Source organism: Sphingopyxis sp. NFH-91, from assembly GCF_021401285.1.
Lineage (GTDB): Bacteria > Pseudomonadota > Alphaproteobacteria > Sphingomonadales > Sphingomonadaceae > Sphingopyxis > Sphingopyxis terrae_A.
In genome coordinates, this window is sequence record NZ_JACBGA010000005.1 from 140329 (window position 1) to 155871 (window position 15543).

Annotated in this window: 15 protein-coding genes; 10 read left to right on the plus strand and 5 right to left on the minus strand. The window is 66.3% G+C overall.

Features of this window, described 5'->3' with window-relative positions; all coding sequences use genetic code 11:
- Positions 1-27 precede the first annotated feature (27 nt).
- Together thrC and L0963_RS12470 are read left to right on the plus strand one after the other, a co-directional pair.
- Positions 28-1425: a threonine synthase gene (gene thrC, locus L0963_RS12465; protein ID WP_234179848.1), complete on the plus strand. Its 1398-nt coding sequence runs from the start codon at positions 28-30 to the stop codon at positions 1423-1425.
- Between the two features lie 4 nt (positions 1426-1429).
- Positions 1430-2308, plus strand: a complete 879-nt coding sequence (locus L0963_RS12470) for a class I SAM-dependent methyltransferase (RefSeq protein WP_186402546.1) — start codon at positions 1430-1432, stop codon at positions 2306-2308.
- A gap of 31 nt (positions 2309-2339) precedes the next feature.
- Here the strand turns inward: L0963_RS12470 and L0963_RS12475 are convergent, their stop codons facing one another.
- Together L0963_RS12475 and L0963_RS12480 are read right to left on the minus strand one after the other, a co-directional pair.
- Entirely contained in the window at positions 2340-3344 is a 1005-nt protein-coding gene (locus L0963_RS12475; protein WP_003050239.1) for a GGDEF domain-containing protein, read from the minus strand.
- Between the two features lie 205 nt (positions 3345-3549).
- On the minus strand, positions 3550-4791 hold the full coding sequence (locus L0963_RS12480; protein WP_186402370.1) for an MFS transporter: 1242 nt from the start codon (positions 4789-4791) through the stop codon (positions 3550-3552).
- Positions 4792-4842: 51 nt separating this feature from the next.
- On the opposite strand from L0963_RS12480, the gene L0963_RS12485 reads away from it, so the two are divergent.
- From L0963_RS12485 to L0963_RS12505, 5 genes are all read left to right on the plus strand, one after another.
- Entirely contained in the window at positions 4843-5229 is a 387-nt protein-coding gene (locus tag L0963_RS12485) for a hypothetical protein (RefSeq protein WP_234179850.1), read from the plus strand.
- Between the two features lie 77 nt (positions 5230-5306).
- Positions 5307-5609 (plus strand): hypothetical protein, encoded by a 303-nt coding sequence (locus L0963_RS12490; RefSeq protein ID WP_062902825.1) that lies wholly within the window; start codon positions 5307-5309, stop codon positions 5607-5609.
- 194 nt (positions 5610-5803) lie between these two features.
- On the plus strand, positions 5804-7261 hold the full coding sequence (gene guaB / locus L0963_RS12495) for an IMP dehydrogenase (RefSeq protein WP_186402368.1): 1458 nt from the start codon (positions 5804-5806) through the stop codon (positions 7259-7261).
- Between the two features lie 9 nt (positions 7262-7270).
- The gene (locus L0963_RS12500; RefSeq protein ID WP_234179851.1) at positions 7271-8461 is read left to right on the plus strand and encodes an RsmB/NOP family class I SAM-dependent RNA methyltransferase; all 1191 of its coding nucleotides are present in this window, start codon (positions 7271-7273) and stop codon (positions 8459-8461) included.
- A 32-nt stretch (positions 8462-8493) separates the two neighbouring features.
- On the plus strand, positions 8494-9018 hold the full coding sequence (locus tag L0963_RS12505) for a tetratricopeptide repeat protein (protein ID WP_062903258.1): 525 nt from the start codon (positions 8494-8496) through the stop codon (positions 9016-9018).
- Between the two features lie 69 nt (positions 9019-9087).
- Here L0963_RS12505 and mtgA read toward each other — a convergent pair whose 3' ends face one another.
- The 3 genes from mtgA to L0963_RS12520 all read right to left on the minus strand — a co-directional run bounded on the left by mtgA (position 9088) and on the right by L0963_RS12520 (position 11831).
- The gene (gene mtgA, locus L0963_RS12510; protein WP_186402366.1) at positions 9088-9795 is read right to left on the minus strand and encodes a monofunctional biosynthetic peptidoglycan transglycosylase; all 708 of its coding nucleotides are present in this window, start codon (positions 9793-9795) and stop codon (positions 9088-9090) included.
- 98 nt (positions 9796-9893) lie between these two features.
- Positions 9894-10796, minus strand: a complete 903-nt coding sequence (gene rpoH, locus L0963_RS12515; protein WP_003050258.1) for an RNA polymerase sigma factor RpoH — start codon at positions 10794-10796, stop codon at positions 9894-9896.
- 78 nt (positions 10797-10874) lie between these two features.
- A complete protein-coding gene (locus L0963_RS12520) occupies positions 10875-11831 on the minus strand; it encodes an RluA family pseudouridine synthase (RefSeq protein WP_186402365.1) in 957 nt (318 codons plus the stop codon).
- Between the two features lie 119 nt (positions 11832-11950).
- Here L0963_RS12520 and L0963_RS12525 point away from each other — a divergent pair, with 119 nt between their 5' ends.
- From L0963_RS12525 to L0963_RS12535, 3 genes are all read left to right on the plus strand, one after another.
- A complete protein-coding gene (locus tag L0963_RS12525; protein WP_186402364.1) occupies positions 11951-12595 on the plus strand; it encodes a histidine phosphotransferase family protein in 645 nt (214 codons plus the stop codon).
- Positions 12596-12657: 62 nt separating this feature from the next.
- Entirely contained in the window at positions 12658-15060 is a 2403-nt protein-coding gene (locus L0963_RS12530; RefSeq protein WP_234179853.1) for a chemotaxis protein CheA, read from the plus strand.
- On the plus strand, positions 15057-15494 hold the full coding sequence (locus tag L0963_RS12535) for a chemotaxis protein CheW (RefSeq protein ID WP_234179855.1): 438 nt from the start codon (positions 15057-15059) through the stop codon (positions 15492-15494). Before L0963_RS12530 ends, L0963_RS12535 begins: the two co-directional genes overlap by 4 nt.
- Positions 15495-15543 lie beyond the last annotated feature (49 nt).

The window sequence follows — 15543 nt, forward strand, 5'->3', positions numbered from 1 at the left end:
CGGTGCGCCGCTAGGCGCTTTTCCGTCATGGACTATATCAGCACCCGCGGCTCCGCGCCGACCCTCGACTTCCGTGCCGCTACCCTCGCCGGCCTTGCGAGCGACGGGGGACTCTACGTCCCCGCCGCCTGGCCGCAGATGTCGGCGCAGGATATTCGCGCGCTCGCGGGGCTCGACTATGCCGAAACCGCGGTGCGCGTGATGATGCCTTTCGTCGCCGGCGTGCTCGACGAGGCCGAACTGCGCGAATTGTGCCAGGCCGCCTACGGCCGCTTCAGTCATGATGCGGTGACGCCGCTCGTCCAGCTTGACCATCGCCACTGGCTGCTCGAGCTGTTTCACGGTCCGACCCTGGCTTTCAAGGATGTCGCGCTGCAACTGCTCGGTCAGCTGTTCGAAAAATTCCTGAGCGGCGGCGATACCGATCTGACCATCGTCGGCGCAACGTCGGGCGATACGGGATCGGCGGCGATCGAGGCGGTCGCGGGGCGCGAGCATATCCGTATCTTCATGCTCCACCCCGAAGGGCGGGTCAGCGACGTGCAGCGCCGCCAGATGACGACCGTGCTGGCGCCCAACGTCCACAACATCGCGATCGACGGCAGCTTCGACGACGCGCAGGCGATGGTGAAGCGGCTGTTCGGCGATGCCGAGGCGCGCAGCGCGCTGACGCTGTCGGCGGTTAACAGCATCAACTGGGCACGGCTGATGGCACAGGTGGTCTATTATTTCTATGCCGCGGTCCGCCTCGGCGCCCCCGACCGCGCGATCGCGTTCAGCGTGCCGACGGGCAATTTCGGTGACGTGTTCGCAGGCTATGTCGCGGCGCGCATGGGGCTGCCGGTGGCGCAGCTGGTCGTCGCTACCAACGTCAACGACATCTTGCACCGCGCCCTGTCGAGTGGCGATTACAGCGCGGGCAGCGTGACCGCGACCGCGACGCCGTCGATGGACATTCAGGTGAGCAGCAATTTCGAGCGGCTGCTCTTCGACCTCGCGGGTCGCGACGGGGCTGCGATCGATGCGATGATGGCCGAATTTGACCGCAGCCGAGCGATGACGATTCCCGAGGATATGCTTGCCGGCGCCCGCGACCTGTTTTCGAGCGCGCGCATCGATGCCGATGGCATGACGCTGGCGCTGCGCTGGGCGCAGGAACATGGGGGGCAGATCATTGATCCGCATAGCGCCGTCGGGCTGGCCGCGGCGCGCGCGCTCGATATCGATGCCGACGTTCCGGTGGTGACGCTCGCGACTGCGCATCCCGCCAAGTTCCGCGATGCGGTCGAACGCGCGACAGGCGTTCGTCCGGCGCTGCCGACCCGCCTCGGCAATCTGTTCGACCGCGAGGAGCGCTATGAAAAGTTGCCCGGCGACTATGACGCGGTAAAGGCCCATATCCTGCGCGAGGCGGCCCGTGGCTGATCTGCTGCCGCTCGCGACGCTCGTCGGCGAGGGGTGGGACGATTACGGGCTGCTCGACAGCGGCGGCGGGCGCAAGCTTGAACGCTACGGCTCCTATCGTTTCATCCGTCCCGAACCGCAGGCGATGTGGCAACCTGCGTTGGCCGAAAGCGAGTGGGATGCCGCCGACGGCGAATTCATCCCCGCATCCGACGAAGATGGCGGCGGCCGCTGGTATTTCCATCGCCCCGTGCCGGCCGAAGGGTGGCCGCTGGCTTGGCGCGAAGCGCGCTTCACCGCGTCCTGCACCCCGTTCCGCCATCTCGGCTTTTTCCCGGACATGGCGCCGGTGTGGGACTGGCTGCGCGGCTGCGTCGCCGACAAGGCCGATCCCGCGTTCCTGAATCTGTTCGGCTATACCGGTGTCGGCAGCCAGGCGCTCGCCGCGGCGGGCGCGGCGGTCACGCATGTCGATGCGTCGAAGAAATCGGTGGCGCAGGCGCGCGACAATGCCGCACTCGCGGGCATGAGCGACCGGCCGATCCGCTGGATCGTCGACGATGCCGGCAAGTTCACCGCGCGCGAGGTGCGGCGCGAGCGGCGCTACGATGCGATCCTGCTCGATCCGCCGAAGTTCGGACGCGGTCCCGGCGGCGAACGCTGGCAGATCGAGGAAGGACTGGCGCCCTTGCTCGCCGATTGCCGCCAGCTCCTCGATGCCGACAGCCGCGCCCTGTTCCTCACCGTTTATGCGGTGCGCATGTCGGCGCTGGCGATCGGCGAACTGCTGGCGCAGATTTTTGCCGATTTGCCGGGCAAGGTCGAATGCGGCGAGCTTGCGGTGCGCGAAGTGGCGCGGGGGCTGCTGCTGCCCACCGCGATTTTCGCGCGCTGGAGTCGCTGACTCTCGATTGGTGATCGATGGGCAGGGGGCCTCAGATCCCCGCCAGCTCGATCCGGTTGCGGCCGCTTTCCTTGGCGCGGTAGAGCGCGTCGTCGGCGGCTTTCAGCGCGTCGCGCGCATTATTGTAACCGAAAACGTCGGCGACCCCGCCCGAGAAGGTGATCTGGCCGAAGGGCTCGTCGGTCTTGCGGTTGATAAGGCGGCGGCCCGCGAGTTGTTCGCGTGCCTCGTCGAGACGTGCGGCGGCTTCGCTGGGCGGCAGGCCGCGGAACAGCATGACGAATTCCTCGCCGCCGTGGCGTGCGACGTGGCAATGGTCGTTCGAGATATGCGCCAGCGTATCGGCGATCAGCTTTATGACGCGGTCGCCCGCCTCATGGCCGTGGGTGTCGTTGACCAGCTTGAAATTGTCGATGTCGCAAAAGGCAACACTCAGCGGCTCGCAGCTCGCGCGCGCTTCTTCATAATGGCGCTCGAGCAGCACCTCGAAGGCGCGGCGGTTCGGCAGGCCGGTCAGATAATCGACCTCGGCGTCGCGCTTGGCGCGGGCGAGGCTGCGGCGCAGCGATTTCGCTTCATCCTCGCTGCGGCGCATTTCTTCTTCGGCATGGCGCGTGCGGTCGAGCATGGCCTTGGCGAGATCGGCGAGATGGGTGACGAGTTCGCCGGTGACCTGCACTTGCTGAAGGTCGGTCACATGCTTTTCGAGTTTGACGCCATAATCGCTCGTCGCGTTGCGCGCCGCCTTGGTGTTCGTCTGGAAAGTATCGAGATTGGTTTCGAGGCGGGTGACGAGGCGATCGAGTTCGGCGCGGTCGGGCTGGATCGGTTCCTGCTGCGCCAGTTCGTCGAGCCATTGCTGGGTGATGCCGTCGGCGGTCTGCGATCGCGTCGCGATCTGCCGCGCAAGCCTTGGATTGATCCCCGAAAAGGCACTGTGCGCGATCAGGAGGTTGGCCGCCGATACATCGAGATCATGGTCGAGCAGGAAGGAAGCGATCGCGCCGACGAGTTGCTGACGGGCTTCGGTCACCATGTCGCGCGGGGTACGCCCCCCGGGCGACGCGGCGTCTCCTGCCTGGGCGCCGGTTTTTCCGTGGCGGAGCCCCAGCCAACCAAGGAGCCGCCCTACCGGCTCGTTCGATGATGTAGCATGTGTGGTCATACCCGCTTTAACGGGCGCTCGCTTCGGCCTTTAAGGTGGCGCGGCGCGTCTTTTGTACCGGTACGGACAAAAAATTTCAGGGGATCACGCGGCCATCGTCGCGGCGGGGCATCGGGGCGATAAGCGGGAGCAAAAGACCGGTGGCGGTCAGCCATCCGGCAGCGGTGAAAAGTGCCGTCGGCAGGTCGGTGAGATCGGCGAGCGTCCCGAGCAGCCAGGCGCCGAGCGCCATCGCGCCGAAGGTTACCGCCTGATAGATCGACAGGCAGCGTCCCAAAATCTCTTCGGGCGAGCGGAGCTGCATGGCGACGTTGAGCGTGGTCAGCGTCGAAACCCAGGCCGCGCCGGCGACGAAGGCGGTCGCCAGCAGCGGCGGCAGCGTCAGCGCCGTGGCGGCGGGTATCATCGCGGCGGCAAAGACCAATGACGCAATGCTGACGACGCGGTCGCTGCCCCAGCGTTTCCGCGCTTCGCCGACCCAGAGCGCCGCGAAGATCGATCCTGCGCCGAACGCGGCAAGGCAGAGGCCGTAGATGATCTCGGTTCCGTGCAGCCGATCGCGAACGAGCGAGGGCAGCAGCGCCGAAAAGGCAGCGCCGGCGATGCCGAAGGCAAAGCCGCGCGTCAGCACGCGGCGCAGCGGGCTCGAGCGGGCGCAATAGCCGATGCCGATCGCGATCGCGCCCAATATGGGGGTGCGCCGCGGCGGCGTGACTTCGGGGTGCCAGCGCAGCAGGACGACGATCAGCGCCAGATAACTTAGCGCATTGATCCCGAAGGCCGTGGCGGGGCCGGTCAGCGAGATGAGCAAGCCGCCAAGCGCCGGGCCGGCGCTGCGCGCGAGGTTGAAGGCGACGCTGTTTAGCGTGATCGCCTGCGGCAGATCCTTGGGGCCGACCTGCAATCGCACCGATGCCTGCCACGCGGGGCCGTTGAGTGCGGTACCGCACCCGACCGCGAGCGTGAAGCCGAGCAGCAGCAGCGGCGTCAGCGCCCCCATCCAGGCCGTGACGGTCAGCGCCGCCGACACGATCAGCATTGCGCTTTGCGCCGCCAGCATGATCCGACGGCGATCGAAATTGTCCGCGATTGCCCCGGCAAAGACGCCGAGCAACATGATCGGGATCGTCGCGCTCGCCTGCACGAGCGCGATGAGCAGATGCGAGCCGGTGAGCTCGGTCATCAGCCAGGCGGCGCCGACCGACTGGATCATCGACCCGATATTGGACGCCAGATTGGCGATCCAGATCGCGCGAAACGCGGGATAGCGAAAAGGCGCGAAGGGAGAGGATACCCGGGGTGTCGGTGGCGCGTTCACCCCTCCGCGCTAGCTTTTGCGGCCGCGAGACGCAATATGGAGGCGATGCGGATGTTCGATTCCGACCTGCGCCGCCGCGTTGGCGTCTTTCTGGCGTGGCTGGCGCTCGTTGCGCTCGGCGCGGGCGGCCTCGTGCGTGATGCCTCGGCGCCGGCGCGGCTGGTCGATCAAACCGCCGCCGCCATCGCGGGAGCGCCCTATGATGGCGGGCATCCTTTCGTCCGTGCCGGCGGCCTTACGCTCAGCGCGCATTATCGCGCCGGCGAGGACGACCGGCATCCGGCAGGCGGCGATCTCGCCAAGCTGTCAGCCGCGCCGCCGGCATTGCCCGCCGTCGGACTATTCCGGCCCGACTTCGGCCGGGTCGCCGCCGGCTGGACGCGCAGTGCTGCTGCTACGCCCTATTCGGCGCGCGCACCGCCGATGATTGCCATCTGATCGACGGGCCGTGCGCCGCCGTGCGCCGGCCGATCCTTGCCCCCTGTGCGGAGGGCGATCATCGATGGAATTTGAACATGACCGAACCAATTGCCGCCGGGCCTCCGCTCGGCGCCGACGCGCTGCGCGCCGAGGACATATTTCGCCGTTATCCCGATGTGTCCGAAGAGGAAGTCGCGCACGCGCTCGCCTTTCTCAAGACGGGACGTCATCTTGAGGTCGGACGCGTCACCGGAACCCCCGATCTGCGCGCCAATGTCGCGGCCTTTCGCGCCCGGCACGGTGCGAAGCTCACATTGGGCGTTGCCGACTATCTGAAGTTCGCGGTCGGCGTGACGCTGTTTATCGGCGGGCTCTTCCTCGTGCTCGGGCGCTGGTAGGGGCAGGGCGGCGGGAGTGCGGACAGTTGGCCGCAAACCCGCCGCCCTTTCGCGCCGCGAACCGGCGCAAATATTCCTGCGCCGCCCACTGGCGCGCCGGGAATTGACTGGTTACATGGGCCGCCACCGAACGAATCGCGTGTGCCGCCCGCCGCCGCGGGGTCAGGCGACGCCCGCACCAGAAAGTGGCACCCATGGAAATCTTCACCGGCCTGACCTTCGACGATGTGCTGCTGGTGCCGGGCCCCTCGGACATTCTGCCCTCCGACGCCAATCTGTCGACCCGGCTGACCAGCGAGATCAGCCTCAACATTCCGATCCTGTCGTCGGCGATGGACACGGTTACCGAGGCCGACATGGCCATCCTGATGGCGCAGATCGGCGGGATCGGCGTGCTCCACCGCAATCTCACCATCGAGGAACAGGCCGCGGCGGTGCGCCAGGTGAAGCGCTTTGAAAGCGGGATGATCGTCAATCCCATCACTATCACGCCCGACGCGCCGCTGTCCTACGCCACCGCGCTGATGGCGCAGCACCGCATTTCGGGGATTCCGGTGGTCGAGACCGGCGGGAAGCTGGTCGGCATCCTCACCCACCGCGACGTGCGCTTTGCCGATAATCCGGGCCAGCCGGTGCGCGAATTGATGACCGCGGAGAATCTGGCGACGGTCCGCGCGGGCGTCAGCCAGGAAGAGGCGCGCAAGCTGCTCCACCAGCGCCGCATCGAAAAGCTGCTCGTGGTCGATGAAGATTATCGCTGCATTGGCCTGATCACCGTCAAGGATATGGAAAAGGCGGTCAACTTTCCCGACGCGACGAAGGACGAGAGCGGCCGGCTGCGCGTTGCCGCCGCGACTAACACCGGCGACACCGGGGTCGAACGGGCCGAGGCGCTACTTGACGCCGAATGCGATCTGATCGTCGTCGATACCGCGCATGGTCACAGCAAGATGGTTGGCGCGACGGTCGAGAAGATCAAGAAGCTGTCGAACCGGGTCCAGGTGCTGGCGGGCAATGTCGCGACCGGCGAAGCGACGCGGGCGCTGATCGACGCCGGCGCCGACGGGGTGAAGGTCGGCATTGGACCGGGATCGATCTGCACGACGCGGATCGTCGCCGGGGTCGGCGTCCCGCAGCTCACCGCGATCCTCGACAGCGTCGAAGTTGCGGCCAAGCATGGCGTTCCGGTCATCGCCGATGGCGGTCTGCGTACCTCGGGCGACATCGCCAAGGCGCTGGCGGCCGGGGCGTCGAGCGTCATGGTCGGATCGCTGCTCGCCGGGACGGCCGAGGCGCCGGGCGAAACCTTCCTTTACCAAGGACGCACCTACAAGAGCTACCGCGGCATGGGCAGCGTCGGGGCGATGGCACGCGGCAGCGCCGATCGCTATTTCCAGCAGGACATCAAGGACCAGATGAAGCTGGTTCCCGAAGGCATCGAAGGCCAGGTACCGTTCAAGGGCGCGGCGAAAGATGTCATCCACCAGCTCGTCGGCGGCGTGAAGGCGGCGATGGGGTATACGGGCAGCCGCACGCTGCCCGATTTCCGCGAGCGCGCCAAATTCGTGCGCATCACCAATGCGGGCCTGCGCGAAAGCCATGTTCATGATGTGTCGATCACGCGCGAGGCACCGAATTATCCGGCGGGCTGAGGCCATCGCATGACCCCCGCCGCCCGCGTCCAGACCGCAATCGAGATTCTCGATACCATCGCCGCTGCGGCGCGCGAGGGCGGGGCGCCCGCCGACGCTTTGTTCGCCGAGGCGATGCGGGCACGGCGCTACGCGGGATCGAAGGACCGGCGCGCGATCCGCGGCCACGTCTATGACGCGATCCGCGCGGTGCGGTCGGTGCCGGCGTCGGGGCGCGCGGCAATGCTCGCGCTCGCCGACCATGATCCGGCGCTCGCAGCGCTGTTCGACGGATCGCCTTACGGGCCCGCGCCGATAGGCAGCGACGAGCCGCGCGCCGAAACCGGCGTCTCCGCGTCGGCGCTCGCCGAATTGTTCGATCCGCTGATCGAGAGCGCCGAAGAGGGGGCGATGCTCGAGCGCGCACCGCTCGACTTGCGCGCCAACCGCCTGAAGGCGTCGCGCGACGGGCTTGCCGAACTTTTCCCCGAGGGGCGCGCGATCGAGGGTGCGCCCGACGGCTGGCGCCTGCCGCCTGAAACCGCGGCGATCCAGCATCCCGCCCATGAAAACGGCGCGTTCGAGGTGCAGGATGCCGCGAGCCAATATGCCGCCGCAGCGCTGGGTGCCGCTGCGGGCGCGCGCATCGTCGATCTGTGCGCCGGGGCCGGCGGCAAGACGCTCGCCATCGCCTCGCTGACCGGCGATGCCGCCGACATATTGGCGTGCGACGTCAATCGCGCGCGGCTCCAGCAATTGCCGCCCCGTGCGGAGCGGGCGGGGGCAATGCGCATCGAGACGCGCCTGCTCGATCCGGGGAAGGAATCGGCGATGCTCGCCGACTGGCGCGGCAAGGCGACGCATGTTTTCGTCGACGCGCCCTGTTCGGGCAGCGGCACCTGGCGGCGCAGTCCCGAACTGCGCTGGCGGCTGACGCCGGCGCGGCTCGAGCGTCATCTGGCCGATCAGGCGAACCTGCTCGCCATCGGTGCCGATATGGTGGCGCCGGGCGGTAAACTCCTTTATGCTGTGTGCTCAATCATCGCGCGCGAGGGGCGGGCACAGGTGCAAGCGTTTCTGGACCTACGTCGGGGCTGGACCGCCGACAGCGGCTATTTGCCGGATGGTATCGCGCGCGCCGCGGGCGCGGGCTATCTGTTCACCCCGGCGCACGACCGATGCGACGGCTTTTTCCTCGCACGGCTGACCGCGCCATGTTAGCGTCGCCGCAAATGAAGCGATGGGAGAATGCGATGCGCATCAGTTTACTGGCCCTTGGCGCCGGTCTCGTTCTGGCCAGCCTGCCTGTAGCCTCCGATGCGCAGCGTGCCGACAATGATATCCTGCCCCAGTCCGTCGCGCTGATGAACCAGGGCCAGGCGGCGCAGGCGAAGGGCGATCTCGACGCCGCAATCGACGCCTATGAATCGGCGCTCGCCGCCGACCCGCGCAACCGTTCGGCGATTGTCGCGCTGGCGCAGGTCGCGCGCGCTCAGGGCCTGCCGGGCAAGGCCATCGGTCTTTATCGCGAAGCGCTGCTGCTCGAACCCAACGACATCGCCGCGCTGGCGGGGCAGGGCGAAGCGCTCGCCGACAAGGGCGCGATCGAACTGGCGCGCGAAAAGCTCGCCGACGTGCAGCGGCTGTGCAAGGATAAATGCCCGCAGGTCGCGGCGCTCGAAAAGGCAATCGCCAATGGCGACACGAAGCGCGTCGTCGCGGCAGAGGCGATCACGCCCAAACCCGTCGTCGCGACCGTGACTCCCAGCCAAAACTGAGGCAGCCAAAACTGAGGCAGCCAAAACTGAGGCAGCCAGGACTGAAGGCGGCGCGCCGCTTGTGCTGTTCTATTTATAGATGCACGCGTCCAGACCATCGCGTCGGACCTGACCGATGCGCGCGGCGATCATATTGCCGTAACGGCGTGTGAAGCCCGACGGACTGATCGCCTCGCGCTTCTTGGGGAGCGGCAGGATCGCGGCAATGCGCGCGGCCTCGGCCGGGCTGAGGCGGTTCGCACCATGGTTGAAATAACGCCGGGCGCCCGCTTCGACGCCATAAGTGCCGATCCCCGTCTCGGCAACATTCAGATAGACTTCCATGATCCGCCGCTTGCTCCAGAAGGTTTCGATCAGGAAGGTGAACCAAACTTCCGGCACCTTGCGCAGATAACGGGTCCAGCCGCTGCCCTGCCACAGAAAGACGTTCTTTGCCGTCTGCTGGCTGATTGTCGAGCCGCCGCGCAGCCGCTTGCCCTTGGCGTTGCGCTCGATCGCAGCTTCGATGGCTTCGGTATCGAAGCCGTTATGGGTACAGAATTTTCCGTCTTCGGCGGCGATGGCGGCGCGGACCATATTGCGGTCGATCGCCGAAAGGCTCGTCCAGTCCTTGGTGATGCCGTTGCTGTCGGCGAGCATGGTGAAGGTAAGGGGCGGCGGCACCACCGCATAGACAAGCACCCACGCCGCCGTCCCTATGGCGAACCATATCAGCCATTTGAAGGGGCGCAGATACCAGGGGAGCTTGCGCTTTCTTGCGCGGGATCGGGATGCCATGCCGGGCAAATTAACCGCTCGCGCGCCTGAGGCAAGCGCGCGATCGGAACAAGACCTCTAACTGCGCCCCCAACCGGGGCGGGAGCAAGGATTAGCGTTCAGGCGCCGATAAGTCGGCGTTCGCCGGCAAGCTTGAGCATCGCCTTCTGCAGCTTTTCGAAGGCGCGGACCTCGATCTGGCGGACGCGTTCGCGGCTGACGTCATAGACCTGGCTCAGATCCTCGAGCGTTTTCGGGTCGTCGGTCAGACGCCGTTCGGTCAGAATGTGGCGTTCGCGCTCGTTGAGTGTCGCGAGCGCTTCGGTGAGCAGTTCGTGCCGCACGTCGCGTTCTTCGGCCTCGGCCACGCGTTCGTCCTGAAGCGGGCCTTCGTCGCCGAGCAGATCCTGCCACTGGCTGTCGCCATCCTCGCCCATGGGCACGTTGAGCGACGTGTCGCCGCCCATCGCCATGCGGCGGTTCATGCTGACCACCTCGTCCTCGGTGACGCCCAGATCCTTTGCGATCTTGGCGACGTTTTCGGGGCTGAGATCGCCGTCCTCGAACGCTTCGAGATTATTCTTCATGCGGCGCAGGTTGAAGAACAGCTTCTTCTGGGCCGCGGTGGTGCCCATCTTCACTAGGCTCCACGAGCGCAGGATGAATTCCTGGATCGAGGCGCGGATCCACCACATCGCATAGGTGGCGAGACGGAAGCCGCGTTCGGGATCGAATTTCTTCACGCCCTGCATCAGGCCGATATTGCCTTCGCTGATCAGTTCGCTAACCGGCAGGCCATAGCCGCGATAGCCCATCGCGATCTTTGCGACGAGACGCAGGTGCGAGGTAACGAGCTGCGCCGCAGCTTCACTGTCGCCATGCTCCTGAAAGCGCTTGGCGAGCATATATTCCTGCTCGGGCGTCAGAAGCGGAAATTTACGGATTTCGGCCAGATAGCGGTTCAGGCTCGCCTCACCGCCGAGCGCGGGCACCACTGCCGGAACATTGCTTTTATTAGCCATGGAGAGTGTCTTCCCTAAAACCTGAAAATATCCTGCCGCAATTGCCTTTCGCGGTCAAAATAGATTTTCATTCGAAACCTAAACGCGCAGTTCATCGATCAGTTCCCGCATGTCTGCTGGGAGTTCGCTGTCGAGCGCGATGCTGTTACCGGTCACCGGATGAATAAAGCCCAAATGGGCTGCATGCAACGCCTGACGCGCAAAATGGCGGGCTTTCAGCAGGTCCGAAAGCGGCTTTCGGGCGCGCCCATAGACCGGATCGCCGACGAGCGGGTGGCCGATATGCGCCATATGGACGCGAACCTGATGCGTGCGGCCCGTTTCCAGCCGGCATTCCACCAAGGTTGCGTCCCGCAGCGGCTCGATCGTCCGGTAATGGGTGATCGCATGTTTGCCGCGGCCCGGCTCGACCACCGCCATCTTCTTGCGATTGACGCTCGACCGGCCGAGCGCGGCCTCTACCGTGCCGTTGGCGGGCATCGGGCGGCCGGTCGCGATCGCGAGATAGCGGCGGTCGATGCTGTGCGCCGCAAATTGCTTCGCCAGCCCCTCATGCGCCTTGTCGTGCTTGGCGGCGACGATCAGTCCGCTCGTATCCTTGTCGATACGGTGGACGATGCCGGGGCGCGCGACGCCGCCAATTCCCGACAATTGCCCAGCGCAATGATGGAGCAGCGCGTTGACCATCGTGCCGTCGAGATTGCCGGCGGCAGGGTGAACGACCATTCCCGCGGGCTTGTCGACCACAATCAGATGCTCGTCCTCATAGGCGATGACGAGATTCATGTCCTGCGCCACATTATGCGCGGGGGCGGGGGCGGGCAGGCGCAGTTCGAGCTTCGCCGGTGCGGATGCCTTGGCGGCGGGATCCCACAGGATGCGCCCGCCTTCATCGGTGACGCGGCCGCCCTTGATCAGCGTCTTGACGCGCTCGCGCGACAGGCTGGGCAAAGCCTCTGCCAACGCCCGGTCGAGCCGCAACCCGGCCGCGCTGTCGCCCAACGCCACGGTCAGAATGTCGTCGTCCCCCTTCATTGGTCGTCATGTGGCCCCGTCCGGGCAATATTCAAGGGGATGGCGCTTGCCCTGAAGGGGGCGGCTGCCCTAGGAGCAGCGGTGCCGGAAACTGCCGAGCTTGGGGAGCCAATGCATCCATGACCGACGATCGCGTCGATTTCGCCTCGATGATGGCCTCGCGCCTGTGTCACGACCTGCTGAGCCCCGTCGGAGCCTTTGCCAACGGCCTCGAGCTGCTGGCCGATGAAAAAGACCCTGAGATGCGGGCGCGGGTGGTCGACCTGCTCGAACAAAGCGCACGGACATCGGCGGCGAAGCTCAAATTCTTCCGGCTCGCTTTCGGATCGGCGGGCGGCTTCGGCGAAGCGGTGCCGCCGACCGAAGCGAAGGGCGCGATCGAAGGGATCATGGCCGACCGCCCGATCACGCTCAACTGGATGATCGGCGACGACGCTCTGCCCAAGCCGGCGGTCAAGATCATCCTCAACCTCGCGCTGATCCTGGTCGATGCCCTGGTTCGCGGCGGACGGCTCGACATCGGCTGCGAGCGGCAGGGCGAAAACATCGAGATCGCGTTGCATGCCGAGGCCGAGCGCATCCTTGTCGATGCCGACGTCGAACGCATCCTTGCGGAAGGCGAGGCGGCCGCCGCAATGACCTCACGAACCGCTCCCGCGGTGCTCGTCCAGGCGGTGGCGGCGCAGAATAACGGCACCGTGATGCTGGCGCGCGAAACGCCGACGTCGTTGCTCGTCGGCGCGGTGCTGCGGCCCGCCGGGTAAAGCGCTCCTTAACCATTGTCGGTCATGGTTGCGCCTTGATTTTGGGGCGCAGCGGAACCGCGATGGACGATCTTCTGAACGATTTTCTGGCTGAAACGTCGGAAATCCTTGCCGATGCCGGCGGGGCGCTGGTCGTGTGGGAGGCCGATCCGGCCGACCGGGCGCAGCTCGATTCTATCTTTCGGATGATGCACACGATCAAGGGAAGCTCGGGCTTTCTGGCGTTGCCACGCGTGACCGCGCTTTCGCATGCCGCCGAAGAGGCGCTCGACCAGGTTCGCCGCGGTCATCGCGCGCCCGACGCCGCGCTCGTCACCGGCGTGCTCGCCATCGTCGATCGACTGTCGATGCTGTGCGAGCGGTTGGCGAGCGAAGGCGCCGAGCCGGCGGGTGAGGATGGCGACGTGATCGCCGCCCTGTCAGCCGATGCGTCTGATCCGGTGCAGGCGGACGCGGCGCCCGCGGTTCCGGAGGCGATCCGGATGCGGCGCGAAGATGATATCATCACCGAATTGCAGGGCTGGCGGTCGATCCGCGTGCCGCTGCCGCTGCTCGACAGCGTGATGACGGGGGTTACCGACATCGTGCTCGCGCGCAACGAGTTCGCGCGGATGCTGCGCGAATCCGGGGCCGATGCGGCGCTGATTGGCGCGTTCGACCGTTTGTCCGATTCGATCGCGGGAATGCGCCAATCGGTGAGCCAGATGCGGATGCAGCGCATCGACAAGCTGTTTGCGCCGTTGCCGCGCATTGTGCGCGATCTGGCGCAGGAACTCGGCAAGAAGATCCATTTCGACACGAGCGGCGGCGAGGTCGAACTCGACCGCGAGATGATGGAGAATATCCGCGATCCGTTGATCCACATCGTCCGCAACGCCATCGATCACGGGATCGAGGGGCTCGACGAGCGGGTCGCGGCGGGGAAGGATATTACCGCCACCATAAGGGTTTCGGCGCGCCAGTCGGGCAATCAGATCGAAATCGAGGTGAGCGACGACGGGCGCGGCCTTTCGCCCGACGCGCTGGTTGCCAAGGCGATCGCCAACCGGCTGCTCTCGGCGGCCGACGCACGGACGCTGACGCCGGCTGAAAAGCTGGAGCTGATCTTTCGTCCGGGCTTTTCGACCGCGGCGCAGATTACGGAAATTTCCGGCCGCGGCGTCGGCATGGACATCGTCAAGGCCAATGTCGAAAAGATCGGCGGCCTCGTCGAACTGCGCAATGAAGAGGGACGCGGCCTGTCGGTGTTGCTGCGCGTTCCGATGACGCTGACGATCATTTCGGGGCTGATGGTGCGCGCTGCAGGGCAATATTTTGCCATTCCGCGCGGATCGGTCCGCGAAATTCTGCTCGAGACGAACGACAGCGTTCGTATCGAGCGGCTCGGTGGCGGCGAAATCGCAACGGTGCGCGGCGAGCAATTCCCCTTGCTGCGGCTCGAGGATGTGCTGGCGCGTCAGCGCGGCGACGACGACGATGTGGACGACCGCGCTCTCGTCATCATCCGGCCTGGGCAGGGGCAGAGCTATGCGCTCAGCGTCGCGGCGATCCATGACCATGAGGAACTGGTCATCAAGCCCGCCGCACCGATGATCATGGCGACCGGCCTTTATGCGGGCACCACGCTGCCCGACAACGGGCGGCCGGTGCTGCTGCTCGATGTTCAGGGGCTGCTCGCGGCGTCGGGCGTCGATGCCGGTGAGGCTGGCCGCAGTCAGGACCGCGCCGACGAACGCGAGGCGCAGGCCGAACGGGCGCGCAACGCGACGCAATTGCTGCTGTTCCGCGAGGCCGACGGCCGCACGCGCGGTGTTCGCCTGTCGGTGATCGAACGGGTCGAAGAAGTGCCGCAATCGGCACTGTTTGAAAGCGGCGGCGCCGTTCGGGTGCAGGTTGGCGACGAGATATTCCCGGTCCATGCGGCAACGGTGCCTGCCGGCGAGGCGGCGGTGAAGCTGCTTCGGCTGTACGACGGCGATACGGTGATCTGTTACCCGATCGCGGCGGTGATCGACATCGTGCGCCTGCCCGACGTGGTCGAACCCGCGTCGGCACCGGGCCTGATCGCGGGCGTGGTGCTGGTCGGTGGCGAGCCCGTCGAACTCATCGATCCTTTCTGGATCATGGAGTGTCACGCCGGCGGCCGCACCGCCGTCGCGGGCCGCGCGCCGCTGTGCCGGCTCGCAGGCGATGCTGACGGGTGGGGCGAGAATTTTCTGGCGCCGCTGCTACGCGGCGCGGGCTACCGCGTTGCCACGGCCGCCGACGCGGGCGAGGGGGCCGATGTGATGCTGTGCCTGACCGAAAGCGGGCAGGGCTGCGCCCATGATGCGGGCGAGCTTCCCGTCATCTGCCTGCGATCGGCAGCGGTTTCGGCAAGCCCCGAGGATGCGAGCGTCTATCGCTACGATCGGGCGGGCTTGCTCGCGGCGCTGCGCCGTAAGGTCGGAGGAGCGCGGTCATGATGGAAAAACTGTATCTGATCGCGCGTATCGCCGACACGCGCGTCGCACTGCGCTCGCGCTCGATCAATTCGGTGGTCGCGGTCGGGGCACCGGTCGAGGTGCCGGGCGCGCCGCCGCACGTCGCAGGCCTGTTCGCGCTGCGCAGCCGCGTCTTCACGCTGATCGACCCGCATGTCGTCGTCGGCCTGCCGCCGGTGGCGGTGGCGAGCGGGCAGCGGGTGATCGTGGTCGATGTTGCGGAACATGGCTACGCGCTGCTCGCCGATGAAATCGAGGATGTGTGCTTCATCGACGCGGCCGAGACGCGCCTGGCCGGCAAGCTGATGCCGGGATGGGCGCGTGTCGCCGAAGCGATGATCGAGCATGAGGGCGCGTCGCTGCTCGTGGTCGATCCATCGCATTTTATCGTACCGCCCGCGCTTAAGGCAGCGTGATGCGGGCCGTATTAACATAGTGGACACCCCTTGGCCGTAACGTGGCGTA

Bases quoted from the DNA above. Each gene is read 5' to 3' on its own strand.
- thrC (WP_234179848.1), top strand. From the start codon at position 28: ATGGACTATATCAGCACCCGCGGCTCCGCGCCGACCCTCGACTTCCGT.
- L0963_RS12475 (WP_003050239.1), bottom strand. From the start codon at position 3,344: ATGGTGACCGAAGCCCGTCAGCAACTCGTCGGCGCGATCGCTTCCTTC.
- L0963_RS12485 (WP_234179850.1), top strand. From the start codon at position 4,843: ATGTTCGATTCCGACCTGCGCCGCCGCGTTGGCGTCTTTCTGGCGTGG.
- L0963_RS12490 (WP_062902825.1), top strand. From the start codon at position 5,307: ATGACCGAACCAATTGCCGCCGGGCCTCCGCTCGGCGCCGACGCGCTG.
- guaB (WP_186402368.1), top strand. From the start codon at position 5,804: ATGGAAATCTTCACCGGCCTGACCTTCGACGATGTGCTGCTGGTGCCG.
- L0963_RS12500 (WP_234179851.1), top strand. From the start codon at position 7,271: ATGACCCCCGCCGCCCGCGTCCAGACCGCAATCGAGATTCTCGATACC.
- L0963_RS12505 (WP_062903258.1), top strand. From the start codon at position 8,494: ATGCGCATCAGTTTACTGGCCCTTGGCGCCGGTCTCGTTCTGGCCAGC.
- mtgA (WP_186402366.1), bottom strand. From the start codon at position 9,795: ATGGCATCCCGATCCCGCGCAAGAAAGCGCAAGCTCCCCTGGTATCTG.
- rpoH (WP_003050258.1), bottom strand. From the start codon at position 10,796: ATGGCTAATAAAAGCAATGTTCCGGCAGTGGTGCCCGCGCTCGGCGGT.
- L0963_RS12520 (WP_186402365.1), bottom strand. From the start codon at position 11,831: ATGAAGGGGGACGACGACATTCTGACCGTGGCGTTGGGCGACAGCGCG.
- L0963_RS12525 (WP_186402364.1), top strand. From the start codon at position 11,951: ATGACCGACGATCGCGTCGATTTCGCCTCGATGATGGCCTCGCGCCTG.
- L0963_RS12530 (WP_234179853.1), top strand. From the start codon at position 12,658: ATGGACGATCTTCTGAACGATTTTCTGGCTGAAACGTCGGAAATCCTT.
- L0963_RS12535 (WP_234179855.1), top strand. From the start codon at position 15,057: ATGATGGAAAAACTGTATCTGATCGCGCGTATCGCCGACACGCGCGTC.